Annotated in this window: 13 protein-coding genes; 10 read left to right on the forward strand and 3 right to left on the reverse strand. The window is 68.5% G+C overall.

Annotated elements, in window-relative coordinates; translation table 11 throughout:
- Positions 1 to 101: 101 nt before the first annotated feature.
- The 5 genes from ACFVM3_RS34185 to ACFVM3_RS34205 are packed head-to-tail and all read left to right on the forward strand — an operon-like array spanning position 102 to position 6,072.
- Positions 102 to 1,709 (forward strand): ABC transporter substrate-binding protein, encoded by a 1,608-nt coding sequence (locus ACFVM3_RS34185; protein WP_378444033.1) that lies wholly within the window; start codon positions 102 to 104, stop codon positions 1,707 to 1,709.
- Positions 1,706 to 2,656, forward strand: a complete 951-nt coding sequence (locus tag ACFVM3_RS34190) for an ABC transporter permease (protein WP_378444034.1) — start codon at positions 1,706 to 1,708, stop codon at positions 2,654 to 2,656. Before ACFVM3_RS34185 ends, ACFVM3_RS34190 begins: the two co-directional genes overlap by 4 nt.
- Positions 2,649 to 3,464 carry an ABC transporter permease gene (locus ACFVM3_RS34195; RefSeq protein WP_378444035.1) on the forward strand — a complete coding sequence of 272 codons (816 nt, stop codon included), beginning with the start codon at positions 2,649 to 2,651 and terminating at the stop codon, positions 3,462 to 3,464. Before ACFVM3_RS34190 ends, ACFVM3_RS34195 begins: the two co-directional genes overlap by 8 nt.
- Positions 3,461 to 5,038 (forward strand): dipeptide ABC transporter ATP-binding protein, encoded by a 1,578-nt coding sequence (locus tag ACFVM3_RS34200; protein WP_378444036.1) that lies wholly within the window; start codon positions 3,461 to 3,463, stop codon positions 5,036 to 5,038. Before ACFVM3_RS34195 ends, ACFVM3_RS34200 begins: the two co-directional genes overlap by 4 nt.
- Positions 5,035 to 6,072: an LLM class flavin-dependent oxidoreductase gene (locus ACFVM3_RS34205; RefSeq protein ID WP_378444037.1), complete on the forward strand. Its 1,038-nt coding sequence runs from the start codon at positions 5,035 to 5,037 to the stop codon at positions 6,070 to 6,072. Before ACFVM3_RS34200 ends, ACFVM3_RS34205 begins: the two co-directional genes overlap by 4 nt.
- On the opposite strand, the gene ACFVM3_RS34210 is transcribed toward ACFVM3_RS34205, so the two are convergent.
- Positions 6,073 to 7,971 carry an FAD/NAD(P)-binding protein gene (locus tag ACFVM3_RS34210; RefSeq protein WP_378444038.1) on the reverse strand — a complete coding sequence of 633 codons (1,899 nt, stop codon included), beginning with the start codon at positions 7,969 to 7,971 and terminating at the stop codon, positions 6,073 to 6,075.
- Between the two features lie 122 nt (positions 7,972 to 8,093).
- Here ACFVM3_RS34210 and ACFVM3_RS34215 point away from each other — a divergent pair, with 122 nt between their 5' ends.
- The 3 genes from ACFVM3_RS34215 to ACFVM3_RS34225 all read left to right on the forward strand — a co-directional run bounded on the left by ACFVM3_RS34215 (position 8,094) and on the right by ACFVM3_RS34225 (position 12,437).
- Positions 8,094 to 9,224 carry an LLM class flavin-dependent oxidoreductase gene (locus tag ACFVM3_RS34215; protein WP_378444039.1) on the forward strand — a complete coding sequence of 377 codons (1,131 nt, stop codon included), beginning with the start codon at positions 8,094 to 8,096 and terminating at the stop codon, positions 9,222 to 9,224.
- Between the two features lie 446 nt (positions 9,225 to 9,670).
- Positions 9,671 to 10,924, forward strand: a complete 1,254-nt coding sequence (locus ACFVM3_RS34220; protein WP_378444040.1) for an MFS transporter — start codon at positions 9,671 to 9,673, stop codon at positions 10,922 to 10,924.
- A 202-nt stretch (positions 10,925 to 11,126) separates the two neighbouring features.
- Positions 11,127 to 12,437 (forward strand): GGDEF domain-containing protein, encoded by a 1,311-nt coding sequence (locus ACFVM3_RS34225; RefSeq protein WP_378444041.1) that lies wholly within the window; start codon positions 11,127 to 11,129, stop codon positions 12,435 to 12,437.
- On the opposite strand, the gene ACFVM3_RS34230 is transcribed toward ACFVM3_RS34225, so the two are convergent.
- Positions 12,434 to 13,015, reverse strand: a complete 582-nt coding sequence (locus ACFVM3_RS34230) for a TetR/AcrR family transcriptional regulator (protein WP_378444044.1) — start codon at positions 13,013 to 13,015, stop codon at positions 12,434 to 12,436. The genes ACFVM3_RS34225 and ACFVM3_RS34230 overlap by 4 nt on opposite strands.
- Positions 13,016 to 13,149: 134 nt before the next feature.
- Between ACFVM3_RS34230 and ACFVM3_RS34235 the strand changes: the two genes are divergently transcribed.
- The gene (locus ACFVM3_RS34235; RefSeq protein ID WP_378444042.1) at positions 13,150 to 14,376 is read left to right on the forward strand and encodes a lipase family protein; all 1,227 of its coding nucleotides are present in this window, start codon (positions 13,150 to 13,152) and stop codon (positions 14,374 to 14,376) included.
- A 68-nt stretch (positions 14,377 to 14,444) separates the two neighbouring features.
- On the opposite strand, the gene ACFVM3_RS34240 is transcribed toward ACFVM3_RS34235, so the two are convergent.
- Entirely contained in the window at positions 14,445 to 14,852 is a 408-nt protein-coding gene (locus ACFVM3_RS34240; protein ID WP_007032496.1) for a DUF3151 domain-containing protein, read from the reverse strand.
- A 232-nt stretch (positions 14,853 to 15,084) separates the two neighbouring features.
- On the opposite strand from ACFVM3_RS34240, the gene ACFVM3_RS34245 reads away from it, so the two are divergent.
- On the forward strand, positions 15,085 to 16,302 hold the full coding sequence (locus tag ACFVM3_RS34245; RefSeq protein ID WP_378444043.1) for a hypothetical protein: 1,218 nt from the start codon (positions 15,085 to 15,087) through the stop codon (positions 16,300 to 16,302).
- Positions 16,303 to 16,354 lie beyond the last annotated feature (52 nt).

Consider the following 16,354-nt stretch of genomic DNA (forward strand, 5'->3'; position numbering starts at 1 on the left):
GGAGCCGGGCTCAGCATGTGGGCGGGCCTCAAGGGCGTGATTAGCGTGAATCGGGTCAGCGCAAGCAAAAGCGCGCTCCGTTCCCCGCTGGAGGCCACCCGGTGTCCCGTACCGCCGCCACTTCCTTACTCGCGCTCACCGCACTTTTCGCCACCGCCTGCTCTTCCGCCGGCGGTTCGACGGGTGCCGACGCCGGGCCGCCCAAACCCGGTGGCACGCTGCGCCTCGGGATCTCGTCGAGTCCCGACTGCATCGACCCGCAACAGGTCGGTACCAACGCTTCGCTCAACGTCGGCCGTCAGCTGGTCGACTCGCTGACCGACCAGGATCCGGCCACCGGCGAGATCAAGCCATGGCTGGCCGAAAAATGGGAGAGCAACGCGGATTCGACCGCGTTCACCTTCCATCTTCGCGACGGCGCGACCTTCTCCGACGACAGTCCCGTCGACGCCGCCGCGGTCAAGACGAGCTTCGACGCGGTCAAGGCCCTCGGCCCGAAATCGCAGCTCGGTTCGGGCTATCTGGCCGTTTACAAGGGAACGACGGTCGTCGACCCGAAGACGGTCAAGGTCGAGTTCTCCGTTCCCAGCGCCCAATTCCTGCAGGCCAGCTCGACGATGTCGCTCGGCGTCCTCGCGCCCGCCGCGTACCGGAAGACCGCCGATCAGCGGTGCCAGGGCGACGGCCTGATCGGCTCCGGACCGTTCGTTTTCGAGAGTCTGAAGCAGAACCAGGAAATCGTCCTAGCCAAACGCAAGGGCTACAACTGGGGCTCGTCGCTGTTCAAGCATCAGGGTGAGGCGTACCTCGACAAGATCGCCTACAAGATCGTGCCGGAACCCGGTGTGCGCACCGGAAGTCTCGCTTCCGCGCAGCTCGACGCCATCACCGACGTCCAGCCGGTCGACGAACCGCAGTTCACCGGCAACGGCTTCACCGAGCCCACCCGCCCGAACCCCGGTGTCGTGTTCAACCTGCACGCCAACGTCACCAAGGGCGTGCTCACCGACGAGAAGGTCCGCCAGGCGGTGGTCAAGGGCATCAACCGGCCCGAGGTCACGAACACCGTGCTGACGCCGAACTACAAGCCCGCCACCAGCGTTCTCGGCTCGGCGACGCCGTTCTACGCCGACCTGTCGCCGCTGCTCGCCTACGATCCGGCGGGCGCGACGGCGCTGCTGGAAAGCGCGGGCTGGCTTCCCGGTCCTGACGGGATCCGCACCAAGAACGGGCGGCGGCTGACCGCGAAGGTCGTCTTCTCCCTGGTGTTCAACCAGAACAAGAGCGTGCTCGAACTCGTCCAGCAGCAGCTGCGGAAGATCGGCTTCGACCTTCAGATCGAGCAGCGTACGACGGCCGAGAGCGTGCAGATCACGCAAAGCGGGAACTACGAGTATCTCTGGTACAACACCACCCGCGCCGATCCGGACATCCTGCGCAACCTGTTCTCCACCAAGGCGAACAACCGCAGCAAGCTGCCCGCTGACAACCCGGTCGACGCGCCTCTCGACGCCCAGTCGTCCACTGTGGACCCGGCGAAACGGAAGCCCGCCGCCGAGGAGGCGCAGCGCGCGATCATCGAGCACGGCTACTCGGCGCCGGTGTTCGAGCTGACCCAGGTGCTGGCGCACGGGCCGAACGCGCACGGCGTCGGTTTCGAGGCGTCGTCCCGGCTTCAGCTGTTCGACGCCTGGGTGTCCGGATCGTGAGGCGGTATCTGCTCCGGCGGGTCCTCCAGGCGGTCTTCGTCCTGTGGGCCGCGTTCACCGTCTCCTTCGTGATCCTCTACCTCCTGCCGGGTGACGCGGTCAGCGCGAAACTCGGCGGAGGCGAGGCCGGACTTTCGGTGACGCCGGAACAGCTGGCCGCCGCGAAGGCGGAGTACGGACTCGACGATCCGTTGCCACTGCAGTACGGAAAACGGCTGCTCGCGGCGGCGCAGGGCGACTTCGGCCGCTCGATCGCCACCGGGGACGACGCCACGAACATGGTCGTCTCGGCGCTGCCGCCGACCCTCGCGGTGACCGGATTCGCGCTGGTACTCGCGATCCTGTTCGGCGGCGGGATCGCGTTCGCCGGCACCCTCACCCGGCACCGCTGGCTGGGCAACCTCCTGCTCGCGTTGCCACCGCTGGGGATCTCGCTGCCGCCGTTCTGGGTCGGGCTGCTGCTCATCCAGTTCTTCTCCTTCCAGCTCAAGCTGCTGCCCGCGCTGGGTTCGAACGGCTTCGAGTCGCTGATCCTGCCCGCGATCACGCTCGCCATCCCGACCGGCGCGATCATCGGGCAGGTACTGGCGAAGAGCCTCCGCACGCAGCTCGCCGAGCCGTACGCCGAGATCGCGCTGGCGAAAGGAGCGAGCCGGTCGAGGGTCCACTTCGGACACTTACTGCGCAACGCGGCGGTGCCGACGCTGACCATCGCGGGAGTCGTCGCGGGGAACCTGATCGCGGGTTCGGTGATCACCGAGACGGTGTTCTCCCGTGACGGCCTCGGGCGCGTGACGTCGTCGGCGGTGACCGCGCAGGACATCCCGGTGGTGCAGGCGGTGATCGTGCTCGCCGCGCTGGTGTTCGTGGTGGTCAACCTGCTCGTCGACCTCCTCTATCCCCTGCTGGACCCGCGGATCCGACACCGGGAGACGGCCGATGCCTGACGTTCTCGTGCGCGCCCGGCCGAAGCCGGGCCTGATCCTCGCGATCGCCGTCCTGGCGTTCGCGCTGCTGGCGGCGCTCGTCCCCGGCCTCTTCACCGGGCAGGACCCGCTCGCCGGCGTCCCCGCGGAGAAGATGCGGGGGCCGTCGCTCGACCATCTCTTCGGCACCGACGAAACCGGGCGCGACATCTTCGCGCGGGTGGTGCACGGTGCCGCGCTTTCGTTGCAGGCGACCGTGATCGCCGTCGTCGTCGCACTCGCCGCCGGCTCCGCGCTCGGTCTGCTCGCCGGGTTCCGGGGCGGTGCCCTCGATTCGGCGATCATGCGCTGCGTCGACGTCCTGCTGGCGATCCCGTCCATCCTGCTGTCCCTGGCGCTGGTCACCGCGCTCGGATTCGGCACGACCAACGTCGCGATCGCCGTCGGGGTGGCGAATCTCGCGCAGTTCGCCCGGCTGATGCGCGCCGAGGTGCTGCGTGTCCGCAGTGGCGTGTTCGTCGAGGCCGCCCGCGCGGGAGGCGTGCGGTGGACCGGGGTGCTCGGAAGGCATGTTCTGCCCAACGCGCTCGGCCCAGTGCTCGCGCTCGCGACGCTCACCTTCGGCACCGCCGTACTGGAAGTGAGCGCGCTGAGCTTCCTCGGCTACGGCGCCACCCCGCCGACCCCGGAATGGGGCTCGCTGGTGGCGGGCGGCCGCGGTTTCCTCGCCACCGCCTGGTGGATGACGACCTTCCCCGGACTCACCGTCGCGGCCGTGGTGCTGTCCGCGAACCGGCTGTCCAGAGCGATCGAAGGAGACGTGCGGTGAGCGCACTGCTGACCATCCGCGATCTCGCGGTTTCCTACAAATCCGTGCCCGCGGTGGACGGCGTCGATCTGTCCATCCACAAAGGACAGATCGTCGCCGTGGTCGGCGAGTCCGGATCCGGCAAGAGCACGACGGCGCACGCGGCGATCGGGCTGCTGCCGCGCGGCGGGCGGATCGACCGCGGCGAGATCACCTTCGACGGCCGTGACCTCACGAAACTGTCCGACCGCGCCTGGCGTTCGGTGCGCGGCCGCGAGATCGCGCTGGTCCCCCAGGATCCGACGGTGTCGCTCAACCCCGTGCACCGGATCGGCGATCAGGTCGCGGAGGTGCTGCTCATCCACGGCATCGCCGACAAACGCGGCGCCGGCGCGGAGGCGGTGAACCTGCTGCGCAAGGCCGGGATCGTCGACCCGGAGGCGCGGGCACGGCAGTACCCGCACGAGTTGTCCGGTGGGCTCCGTCAGCGCGCGCTGATCGCCGCCGCGCTGGCCGGACGGCCGAAACTCATCATCGCCGACGAGCCGACGAGCGCGCTCGACGTCACCGTGCAACGGCAGATCCTCGACCATCTCGAAGAACTCGCCGCCGAGGCGGGCACGGCCATACTGCTGATCACCCACGACCTCGGCGTCGCGTCCGACCGGGCGTCGCGGATCGTGGTTCTGTCCCAGGGGACCGTGGTCGAGGAAGGCACGACCGGTGAGATCCTCGCGGCGCCCACCCAGAAGTACACGCGGGAGCTCCTCGCCGCCGCGCCGAGCCTGTCCGACACGCCACTGCGGGAACCGAAGCCGCCGTCCTCCGATGTCCTGGTCTCGGTCCGCGATCTCGGCAAGACCTTCGGGAGCGTCCGCGCCGTGGACGGCGTTTCGTTCGACATCGCCCGCGGCCGGACGCTCGCGCTGGTCGGCGAGTCCGGTTCGGGCAAGTCGACCACCGCGCGCATGATCCTGCGGCTGGAGACGCCGACCGAAGGCGTCGTCGAGTTCGACGGCGAGGACATCACCTCGCTGCGTGGCGAGGAGCTGCGACGGCTGCGGCGCCGATTCCAGCTCGTGTACCAGAACCCGTACGCGTCGCTGAACCCGAAGTTCAGCATCGAGGACGTCATCTCCGAGCCGCTGCGGGCCTTCGGCGTCGGCACGAAGGCGGAACGGCGGGCGCGGGCGGCGGAACTCGTCGACCAGGTCGCGCTGCCGTCCTCGGTGCTGAAGCGCAAACCCGCCGAACTGTCCGGCGGGCAACGGCAACGGGCGGCCATCGCGCGGGCGCTCGCGCTGCGCCCGGAGCTGATCGTCGCCGACGAACCCGTGTCCGCGCTGGACGTCTCGGTGCAGGCGCAGATCCTGCGGCTGCTCGCCGATCTCCAGGACGAACTCGGCCTGACGTACCTGTTCATCTCGCACGATCTCGCCGTGGTCCGGCAGATCGCGGACACCGTCGGCGTGCTGCGCGGCGGCGAACTCGTCGAACTCGGCCCCGCCCAAGACGTCCTCGAACGGCCGAGCGCGGACTACACCCGGGAGCTGCTCGCCGCCATCCCCGGCCGGAAACCGTTGGAGACCCGATGAAATTCGCACTCTTCTCGCTCGTCGCCAATCATCCGGATCCGGCGACCGGCGTGACACCGACCCAGCACGAACGCCTGCGCCGAGTCGTCGACGAAGCGATCTTCGCCGAGGAACTGGGATTCGACGCGTACGGCGTCGGCGAACGGCACGGCGAGCCGTTCCTCTCCTCGGCACCGCCGGTGATCCTGGCCGCGGTGGCCGAACGCACCCGGCGCGTCCGGCTGCTGACCACGCTGACCGTGATCAGCGTGCTGGACCCGGTCCGCGTCGCCGAGGACTACGCCACGCTCGACCAGCTTTCCGGCGGGCGGCTGGAACTCATGATCGGGAAGGGGAACGATCCCCGGCATTTCCCGTTGTTCGGCCTCGAAGAGGACCGGCAGTGGGAGTACCAGGCGGAGAAGTTCGCCCTGCTGCGCAGGCTGTTCCTGGAGGAGGGCGTGACGTGGGAGGGCGAGTTCCGCGCGCCGTTGACCGACGTCACGACGCAACCGCGGCCGTTCCACGCGCGGCCGCGGATCTGGCACGGAAGCGCGTCGAGCGCCGAGTCGACCGAGCTGGCGGCGAAGTTCGGCGACCCGTTGTTCACCGCGAACGGCTTCCATCCCAAGAAGAAGTACGCCGACCTGATCGACCATTACCGGCGGCGGTGGGCCGAGTACGGTCACGACCCGGCGGACGCGCTCGTCGGTTCGGGCGCGGGCGGGCTCTACGTCGCGAAGACGTCGCAGGCGGCGCTGGACGGCTACCGGCCGTACTTCGAGGCGCTGATGAAGACACCCGCGTATCAGCACAACAAGTCGGAGTTCACCACCCTGGAGGACAAGATCACAGGAGGTTCCGCGCTGGTCGGGAGCCCGGAACAGGTGATCGACAAGATCGGCGACTACCACGCGTCGTTCGGGCACGAGGTGCAGGCGGTCTCGGTCGACGGCCTGGAATCCGGGGAGGCACGGGAAGTACTGGAGCTCTTCGCCGCCGATGTCGTCCCGATCGTGCGGAAGGAACTGCCTTCGCGCGTCTGGGAAAGCTAGTCACGCCTCCGCGACCAGCTTCAGGATCTCCCGCGCCACGACGTCGTTCTGCCGGAACGGGAGCGCGTTCGTCCGCGGCCGGGTGAACGCCCCGGCGGACCGCGCGGACGTATGCGGCCCGAGGGCGAACCGGCGCGGATGCGCACGGCCCTCGCCGTCGAGCACCCGGCCGTCGGAGACACGGGTGTGGATACGTCCGGCGAGCAGCCTGTCGCCGGTCACCGGGTCGAGCACGGTCTCCTCGCCGAGCGCGCCGACGGCGTGCAACTGTCGCAAAAGGACATCGGACGCCCTGGTGACGCTCGGTTCGGGCAGCCGCGCCTCGACGAGCGTCCGCGCCTCGGTCACGCCGGGGAAGCTCGCGCCGGACGCGGCGAAGACCCCGCGTTGCTCGTCCGCCGACACACGCATTTCGGCGCCGAGGAAGGAAACGAGGCCGGCTTCCTGGAGGGCGAGCAGTTCTTCGAGCCGTCGCGGAGGCGGGCCGCTGGCGAAGTAGGAGAAGAAGCCGAGGAACCAACCGTCCAAATCGGACAGTTGAGAGACCGCGTCGAGCCGCCCGGTCTGCACCAGCGCGGGAAGCCGGCCCATCACGGACAGCAGCGCCGTGAACGCCCCGAGGTCGGCGCTGTACTCGGGATCCGCCCGCCGGCTCAAGTCGGCTTCGACGTACTCGCGCAGTTCCTTGCCGTACTCCTCGGCGGTGCCGAAGGCCTTGGCCGCCATGGGCCGGTCGAGAAGATCCAGGTCCAGCCGGTCGTCCGGCGCCGGAACCGCGCGCGCCACCAGCGCGTCGAGTTCGCCGGGCACGGCGTCCGCGAAGGCGTCGGCGAAGACGGCGAAATCCATGCGCACCCGCTCGGGATGCGCTGTGAACAGCTCGCTGTAATAGGCCCACGCGATCTCCTTCGAGATCAGCGGCCAGACGTCACGGCGGAAATCGATCCGCCCGGGTGCCGCGCAAAGCCTTTCGATGGCGTAGGCGTCGAAGAACTTGGGCAACCGCGCGGGTTTCCCGCGCAGCCGATAACCGATCTTCGCGTGATACGGCACGCCGCGCCGCGAGCCGACGTGCAGTACGGGCTCGGCGCCGCTGGGGTGGTACTTCAGCCCACCGCATGCCTGCTCTTCGAACCGGCCACCGCGGCCTTCGGTCAGCAGCAGCATCAGATCGACGAACGCGAGGCCGAATCCGCGTACCAGCACGGTTTCCCCCGGTCCGATCGCCGAATAGTCGACGTCGGCGGTGTAACCGGCCGGGTAGTAGGCGAGGTCATGGCGGGCGGCGAAGTCCGCGAGCGCGGCTTCCCGTTCGTCCGGTTCGGCGTCGAGGTGCCCGACGGTGAGCAGGACCGCGTCCACTTTCAGGGGTTCCGCACGGCCTTCCAGCCAGAGCGATTGCGGCTCGCCGTCTTCGAGCCGCACCGCGCGGGTCCGGTGCTCGACGACGTCTATCCCGGCCGGGAGTTCGGCGCATACCTTGCGGTGGAACCAGATGAGGTACGCGCTCTGCAGCCTTCGCGTCGGGAAGTGATCGCTTTGCAGTGCCTCGAGTTCGGCGCGCAGGCTGTCGTCGATTCCGGTGTCGATCCCGCCCGAGCGGACCAGGCGCGCCCACTCGATCAGCGACGGGCCCGGCCTGATCGGACCGTCGATCCGCACGGTGTCGTCGGTGAACACCGTGACGTCTTCGGGCATGGAGTTCATGCGCAGCAACGGCGACTGCTCGTAGCGCCAGACCCGTCCCGCCCCGGCGGGAAAGGGATCGACGAGATGTACCACCAGCCGCCGCCCGCCGAGCAGCTCGGCGGCGTTGGCGCCGAGCCGTTCGAGCACGCCGATCCCACGCGGACCGGCGCCGACCACCGCGAGCACGTAGGGCGGGTCTGCGGTACTCACGAAGCCGAAGCTACGCCGGGATTCCGAGCCTTGTGCGGGTTCTCAAGGAGCGGAACCCGTTGCCACGACGAAGAACCGGCGCGTACTCGTCGAGCGGGGGACATGGACGAGAGGAACGCGCGATGCCAGTCGAATTCCTGGGTATCGGAGGCACCAACGACGGTTCGGAGACCCATCCGCGATCGGGTGGCGTCTTCGACAGGGACTACACGCTCCGCCTCGCACGGGCGCACGAGGACTTCGGCTGGGACCGGGTGCTGTTCGCGTACGGCTCCAGCGGGCCGGATCCGGCGCAGGCCGCCGCGTACGTCGCGGCGAAGCTCGACAAGCTTCAGATCCTGTTGGCGCACCGGCCGAACGTCTCGTATCCGACCTTCGCCGCGAAGACGTTCGCCACCTTGGACCGGCTTTCGGACGGCAAGCTCACGGTGCACTTCATCACCGGCGGCAGCGACCACGAACAGCAGCGCGAAGGCGACTACCTCACCAAGGACGAGCGCTACTCACGCACACGCGAGTACATCCAGATCGTGAAGAAGGCTTGGACATCCGAAGAGCCCTTCGATCACGAAGGCGAGCACTACCGCTTCGCCGACTTCGTCCTCGACGTCCGTCCTGTGCAGCAACCACGCCCCGGCGTCTCGTTCGGTGGGTCGTCTCCGGCGGCGTACGCGGCGGGCGGGGCGGAGGCGGACATCTTCTGTCTCTGGGGTGAGCCGCTCGCGCAGACCGCCGAGCAGATCGAGTCCGTCAAGGCCGCGGCGAAGGCGGCCGGGCGGACCGACGTCCCGCGAATCCAGGTCGCCTTCCGCCCGATCATCGCGCCGACCGAGGAACTCGCCTGGGAGAAGGCGTATCGCACGGTCGACGCCATCAAGGCCCGCACGAGCGGAGGCAAGCAGCTGACGCGGCGGCATTCGCTCACGAACCCGGAGAACACCGGCTCGCAGCGGCTCCTCGCGGTCGCCGCCGAAGGGGAACGGTTCGACCGGGCACTGTGGACCCCCACCGCGGCCGCGACCGGCGGCGCCGGGAACTCCACCGCGCTGGTCGGCACGCCCGAAACCGTCGCGCAGGCCCTGCTCGACTACTACGACCTCGGCGTCGACATCCTCTCCGCGCGCGGGTACGACATGCTCGGCGACACGATCGACTTCGGCCGTCACGTCATCCCGATCGTGCGCGAAGAGGTCGCCAAACGCGACGCGGCGAAGGCGGCTTCGGCCCGCGAAGTGCTCGCGGTCGACGGTTGAGCCGCCATTCGACCGAATGGCCGCTCGATCATCCATTCGGTGGAGCGAGTCGGTGCCGCCTGATGGACTCGACGGTCGCGGAGCGGAGTCGCAAGGCTTTCGCGCATCGTGCGAACACAAGCGGCTCCGGGGGCCCACGACCCGCCTCCGCGCCGCTGTATCCCCGAGCCGGGTGACGAGGCCGCAGCCGGTTTTTCCCGGCGAAAGGCCCAAAACCACCGAAAGCCGCAGGTCCGAGCCGAGCGACCGGTCACCGGGACATCTTCGCGAACGGTCGTACCTCCACGAAAAAGATCTCCAACTCCAGAAACCCGGCGAAAGAACCTAGCCAATCACCAACAGTCAGGAGACACTTACGTGAACGAATGACGCTTCGTGACGAGCTCGTGACCGCGTTACTCTCGGTCACGAGTTTGTCGCGTAATAAGGACCCTATTGGGGGCAGCATGGCTTCGGCCGGACGGGTCACTTACCGAGAGGTGTTCGGTGTAGCCGAGTTCCGTTCGCTCTGGTTCGCCGAGCTTTTCTCGATCTTCGGTGATCAACTCGCCAGGGTCGCGCTCTCGGTCCTCGTCTTCACCGAAACCCGTTCCGCGACCCTGACCGGTCTCACCTACGCGTTGACCTACGCCCCGTCGCTGCTCGGCGGCATCTTCCTCACCGGGTTCGCGGACCGCTTCCCCCGGCGGACGGTGATGGTGACCGTCGATCTGCTGAGAGCCCTGCTGATCGCGCTGGTCGCGGTGCCGGTACTGCCGTTCTGGGTCCTTTGTGTCCTCGTCGGCGCCGTCTCGCTGCTGAATCCGCCGTTCAAGGCGGCCCAGCTGGCCCTGCTGCCGCAGATCCTCGAAGGCGACCGGTTCGTCGTCGGCATGGCGATCCGCAGCATGACCGTCCAATCGGCACAGCTGGCCGGATTCGCCGGCGGCGGTCTCCTGCTGACCGCGCTGGAACCCCATATCGCCCTCGCGCTGGACGCGGTCACCTTCGTGGTCTCGGCGCTGTTCGTCCGGTTCGGACTGGCGTCACGCCCGGCCGCGGCGTCCGGCGAGAAGCGCAAGTCGTTCTTCGCCTCGATCGGTTCGGGCGGGAAGATCGTCTTCGCCAGCTCAGGATTGCGTTCGCTGCTGCTGTTCACCTGGCTGATGGGCCTGCTGCCGGTGTACGAGGGCATCGCGGCGCCTTACGTCGCCTCGTCCGGCGGCGGCCCCGAGGTCATCGGCCTGCTGCTGGCCGCCGACCCGATCGGCAGCGTGATCGGCGCGTTCATCTACTCGCGCTGGGTGCCGGCACACGTCAGACCGAAGCTGATCGGGCCGCTTTCCGCGCTGACGGCGGTCCCGCTGCTGCTGTGCTTCCTGCAGCCGGGGCCGTGGGCGTCGATCGCGCTGTTCGTCGTGTCCGGCGGGCTGGGCACGGTCGCGCTCATGCAGGCGACGGCGTCGCTGACCATCGCGGTCCCCGACGAAAGCCGTGCTCAGGTGATGGGCCTGTCGAACACCGGGCTGACCACGACCATGGGCGTGAGCCCGCTGATCGGCGGTGTCCTCGCCGACCAGGTCGGCGCGCAGTCGACGGTCGGCTTCTTCGGTCTTGCCGGATTGCTGCTGACCATTCCGCTGGCGCTGGTGTGGGGGAAGACGCTCAGGGCGGCCCCGGAAAAGTGGATCGAGCATGACGACGCACGCGCGGAACATTGAGGTGTTCCACGCGTGGTCAATCCTGCGCAGCCGTGCGGCTGGCGCCCTGGGTCACTGCTCCTTACCGGCCATCGCTGGCACCTTTCCCTCGGTCTCTCAGAGAAAAGTACACACCTAGGGAGCTTGTCGACAGCCCGCAAGTCAGTGGAAGCTGTCGGTAAGTAGGGGGTTTCGGAGAATGACGCAACAGTCAGGGGGAAAGATGATCACATCGGAGGAACGCGCTGGACATCGTTCGGCTCTCACGGTAGGGGCGTGGGAGCTTTGGAAGCGGCCCACTAACTGGATCACCTTCACGGGGCTGACGGTCGCGGCGATGCTCGCACTGACCGGGATCTTCACCATGACCATCACGGTCGAAACGTCGCAGGTCATGACGTGTCTGCTGCTCGCGGCGCTGGCGATCGCGCAGGCGGAGGCGACCCGGCGGATCGAGCACCAGCGGCGCAGTCTGAGCATCACCCCGCACGTCAGCATGACGTCGGTCTGGGTCTTCCCCGGCGCGTTCATCCTGCCGCCGCAGCTCTCCGCGCTTCTCGTCGCGGTGATCTATCTTCACCTCGGTTTCCGCAGCTGGTCGGGGATTCGTCACGTGAATCCCCATCGGACTGTGGCGAACGCCACAACCATGACGATGTCCGCGTTCGCCGGCTGGGGGGCCGTGCAGCTCGTGGGCGATGCTTCGGTGACGGTCTCCTCGATCTGCTTCGCGGGCCTCGCCTTCTTCGTCGTCAACACCGCTCTCACGGGGATCGGGCTCTATCTGGCCGCCCCCGGCAAGGCTTCCGTCCCCAACTGCCTCGGCACCTGGGACGACAACATCCTCGAACTCTCCACGGTATGCCTCGGCGGCCTGGTCATCGCGGCCCTTCCGTACCAGCCCGCGCTCGTTCTGCTGATCTTCCTGCCGCTGTACGTGCTGCAGCGTTCGGTGCTGATCAAGCAGCTGGAAGAGCTCGCGACCACGGACCAGAAGACCCAGCTGCTCAACGCCACGACCTGGCAGCAGGGCGCCATCCGCGAGGTCGCCCGCGCCGAGCGTGAGAACGGCCAGTTCGGCGCCCTGATGATCGACCTCGACCACTTCAAGAGCATCAACGACACGTACGGCCACCTCGCCGGCGACGACGTGCTCAAGGGGGTCGCGGCGCTGGTCAAGGCCGAAACGCGGACGCAGGATCTCGCCGGCCGCTTCGGCGGTGAGGAGTTCGTCGTGCTCCTGACCTCGTCGTCGAAGCACGAGTCCGTCGCGGTCGCCGAGCGCATCCGGCAGCGGATCAGCGAAATGGTCATCAGGACCCGGGACAACGAGGGCAACCCCGTGGTCATCGAACAGCGGACGGCGTCGGTCGGCGTCGCGACGTACCCGCTCGACGGCCGGACGATCGACGAGGTCATGGCCTCCGCCGACGCCTCGGTCTACGCGGCCAAACGCAACGGCCGCAACCGCGTCGTCTCGTCACCGGATCTGGCGTCGGTCGCCGAAATGCCGATGGAGTCCGTCGCGGCCTAGCGGAGTCGTTCCATCACGTCGGCGGCCTCGGTCCGCAGGCGGACGACGCCGCCGACGGTGAATTCGGTGAGCAGGTCGATGAGCGCGTCCGCGTCGGGCGGCTCACCGTCCCAGCTCGCCTGGACGAGCGCCTCGGTCATCGCGAAGAACAGCGTGACCAGCGCCTTGTCCGCGCGGCCGGAGTCGACGCCGTGCCGTGCCCAGCGCTGCCTGCTCGCCTCGGTGTAGACGCCGGCGAGCCGTTCCCGCAGGCGGGTGAGGGCCGGGTCGCCCATACGTTCCGCCTCGCGCAGGACGGGGAACGCGTCGGGGTTCGCGGCGACGAAGGCGAACATGTTGGCGTAGTTGGCGCGTGCCCAGGACCGCAGCTCGGGCTGCGAGAGATCAAGCGCGGGCGCGCCGATCGCCTCGAAGGCCCGTTCCTCGATCTCCGCGACGACCTGCGTGAACAACGTCGTGCGATCGCCGAACTGCTCGTAGACGGCCTGGCGGGACACCCCCGCGCGCCGGGCGATCTGCTCGATCGTCGCGGCCTGCGCGCCGTGCGCCGCGAAGACACCTGCGGCCGAACTCAGCACCCGCGCGCGTTGCTCGCCGATCGGGAGTTTGCGGGGTCTCCCTCGCGGCGCCGGACTTGACATTGTGCGCCACCTCACTGACTCTCTTTTTCGACACGTCTGTCGAAAATGTTTGTGCTCAACGAGGAGCAAGCATGCGTCCAGGATCCCGGCTCGGTGTTTCCGCCGCCGTCTCAGCGGCCACCATCGCGGCCCTGCTGACCTTCGGGGCACCGCAGGCCACGGCCGCCCCGTCCTTCTACGATCCCCCGTCGCCGCTGCCCGCGGGTGCTCCCGGCGACATCATCCGGCACGAACCGTCCACCTTCTACGTCGATCCCGTGAAACTCATCAAGGCCGACGCGGACGTGCGGCGGATCATGTACCGCAGCACCGACACCCACGGCAAGGCCAACGCCGTGACCGGCACCGTCCTCACCCCGAAGAAAGCGTGGACCGGCGCGGGCGAACGGCCGGTCATCGGCTACGCGGCCGGGACGCAGGGCGTCGGCGACCAGTGCGCGCCGTCGAAAGCCCTCGCGGCGGGCATGGAGTACGAAGGCCCCTTCATCGCCGGGCTGCTGCTTCGCGGCTACGGCGTCGTCGTCACCGACTACGAGGGCCTCGGCACCCCGGGCGTCCACACGTACGTCAACCGCGTCGCCGAGGGCAACGCCGTCCTCGACTCGATCCGCGCGGCCCAGCGCCTGCCCGAAGCGAACCTGCCGGACAACGGACCGGTCGCGACCGCGGGCTACTCGCAAGGCGGCGGGGCCTCGGCGTCGGCCGCCGAACTCCAGCCGTCGTACGCGCCCGAACTCAAGCTGAAGGGCTCGTACGCGGGCGCCGTCCCGGCCGACCTGGCCGAGGTCGGCAAGAACATCGACGGGCACTACGCCTTCGGTTTCCTCGGATTCACGCTGGTCAGCATGGACGCGGCGTACCCGGAGCTGAACATCCCCGCCCTCCTGAACGCGAAGGGCGCCGAAGCGTTCGAGAAGGTCAAGCAGGAGTGCACCGGGGACGCGATCTTCGGACACGCCTTCACCCAGTCGAAGGACCTGACGAGGGACGGAAGGCCACTGACCGCGTACCTCGGCGAAGAGCCGTACAAGACGCGAGTCGGCGAGCAGCTCATCGGAGCACGGAAGCCGGGCGCGCCGACGCTGGTCGTCCACAGCGCTCTCGACGACATCGTTCCCTACGCGCAGGGGCGGACCATGGCGCGTTCGTGGTGCGCGAAGGGCGCGAAGGTGCAGTTCTCGACTTCGCTGGTTCCGACGCACGTCGGCGGGGCGATCCGGGCTTTCCCGGAGGCTTTCGCCTGGCTTGAGGGGCGCTTCGCTGGGCTGCCGCCCGTGGGGAACTGCGGGCTGTTCTAGGGGTCACCAAGTGCTATGAAAGGTCCTTTCCTTGCAAATTTTGCAAGGAAAGGACCTTTCATAGCGCGCTACTTGAGGCCGGTGGCTTCCGCGGCGGCGGGGTCCGAGTCGCTGAGGAAGGTCCGGCAGCGGTCGTACTCCTCGGTCTCGCCGATCTTGCCGGCGGCCTTGCCGAGGACCGCGAGGGAACGCAGGAAACCCTGGTTCGGGCGGTGCGACCACGGCACCGGACCGTGTCCCTTCCAGCCCGCGCGGCGAAGCTGGTCGAGGCCGCGGTGGTAACCGGTGCGGGCGTACGCGTACGCGGCGACGGTCTCGCCGGCTTCGAGCGCCTTCTCGGCGAGGGCGGCCCACGCCTCGCTGTAGTCGGGGTGCTCGGCGGCGACGGCGGCCGGATCGGTCCCGGCGTCCAGCGCCGCCTGCGCGGCGGTGTGCTCGGGGAGATGCGTCGGCTGGGGGCCGAGGAGGTTCGTCATACGGGCCATTGTGCCCACCTCGTGTGACTAGAAGAACAGGCTCCCGAGAATGCCCCCACCGGCCAGCACCAGAGCGGCGACGAGGACCGCCGCGACGAGTCGTTTCGGCATCATGGCGGCACACCTTGCCCTGCTTCGCACGCCGACCGCAAATCAGCCACCCCTACGGGTGAACCCCGATTTTCGACCCCAAATGCTCATCCCGTGATCTGGAGCAGGGAAGATGGCCCGCATGACAAAGGCGACAGAAGTGACCGGGGACCTTTCGCCGGGTGTCATCCCCCGCAGCCCGATCGCGAAGACGAGGCTGTTCTTCAAGCTCCACTGGCACCGCGGCGCGCCGGGACAGGCGACGCCGGACTGGGTGCTGAACTTCTGCTACTCGATGTGGCTGGCGGCGTTCGCCTTCAAGCTGGTCGGTTCGTCGTGGGACATGTCGTGGCATTTCATGTGGCTGCGCGACGACCTCGCCCCGCCGCACCTGATCAACACCGTCGGCACGGTGATCATCATGGTGCTGGTCGCGATCCACAGCTACACCGGGATGGGCGCCGACCGGCGCTCCCTGCGGCTGATGCAGATCGGGCTCGTGGTGTTCCTCATCGCGGCGCCGCTAGACGTCATCAACCACCGCGTCAACGGTCTCGACCTGACCGCGTGGAGCCCGTCGCACATGATGCTCTACATCGGAACGGGCATCATGCAGGCCGGCGTCATCATGGGCTGGCTGAAGTACGCGAAGCCCGGCCGCCTGCGCACCGGCGTCCTGATCGGACTGTGGACGTTCTTCCTGGAGAACACGTTCTTCCCGAACGGTCAGCAGGAGTACGGCATCCTCGGCCTGCGCGCCTGGGAGCGCGGCGCGCCCCAGGCCGAGCCCGAGCTGCTGAACTTCGCCGCCAACCAGATCGGGCATCCGGTCGACCGGGTGGCCGTCGAGTACTTCACGATGCCGATCGACGACTGGGTCTACCCGCTGTGGGGGATCGGCGTGATGGCGCTGATCTTCGCGCTGGCGCGGCACACCACCGGTTTCCGCTGGGCCGGGACGACGGTCGCCGCCGCCTACCTCGCCTACCGGCTGGTGATGTGGCCGCTGCTGCTGGGGATGGGCTTCCCGGTCTCGGTCGTGCCGTTCTACCTGCTCGCCGTCGGCCTCGCCGTCGACCTGGCGTTCCGCATCGGCCGGGGCCATCCGCTGCTGACGGCGGGCGCGGGCGCGCTGCTGGTGACCGCGTTCGGCTACGGGATGCTGTGGGTGCAGTCGCAGTTCCGGCCGTGGATCCTCGGCGACGCGCAGACGGAGTCGGCGCCGCCGGTGGCCTACTGGACGGCCGCGGTCTGCCTGGCCGGGGTTGGCGTGCTGTGGGCCGCCGCCGGTCCGGGAACGCGGGCGATGAACTCACTGCTGGAGAAGCGGCGCGAAAAGACGACGCTGCCGGCCGCCTGAGGCTCTGAGTACGTGAAGGCCCCCTTCACTGCGTCTAGCGCAGTGAAGGGGG

The sequence above is a fragment of the Amycolatopsis sp. NPDC057786 genome, assembly GCF_042797905.1.
Lineage (GTDB): Bacteria > Actinomycetota > Actinomycetes > Mycobacteriales > Pseudonocardiaceae > Amycolatopsis.

Bases quoted from the DNA above. Each gene is read 5' to 3' on its own strand.
- ACFVM3_RS34220 (WP_378444040.1), top strand. From the start codon at position 9,671: ATGGCTTCGGCCGGACGGGTCACTTACCGAGAGGTGTTCGGTGTAGCC.
- ACFVM3_RS34235 (WP_378444042.1), top strand. From the start codon at position 13,150: ATGCGTCCAGGATCCCGGCTCGGTGTTTCCGCCGCCGTCTCAGCGGCC.
- ACFVM3_RS34195 (WP_378444035.1), top strand. From the start codon at position 2,649: ATGCCTGACGTTCTCGTGCGCGCCCGGCCGAAGCCGGGCCTGATCCTC.
- ACFVM3_RS34205 (WP_378444037.1), top strand. From the start codon at position 5,035: ATGAAATTCGCACTCTTCTCGCTCGTCGCCAATCATCCGGATCCGGCG.
- ACFVM3_RS34240 (WP_007032496.1), bottom strand. From the start codon at position 14,852: ATGACGAACCTCCTCGGCCCCCAGCCGACGCATCTCCCCGAGCACACC.
- ACFVM3_RS34245 (WP_378444043.1), top strand. From the start codon at position 15,085: ATGACAAAGGCGACAGAAGTGACCGGGGACCTTTCGCCGGGTGTCATC.
- ACFVM3_RS34215 (WP_378444039.1), top strand. From the start codon at position 8,094: ATGCCAGTCGAATTCCTGGGTATCGGAGGCACCAACGACGGTTCGGAG.
- ACFVM3_RS34225 (WP_378444041.1), top strand. From the start codon at position 11,127: ATGATCACATCGGAGGAACGCGCTGGACATCGTTCGGCTCTCACGGTA.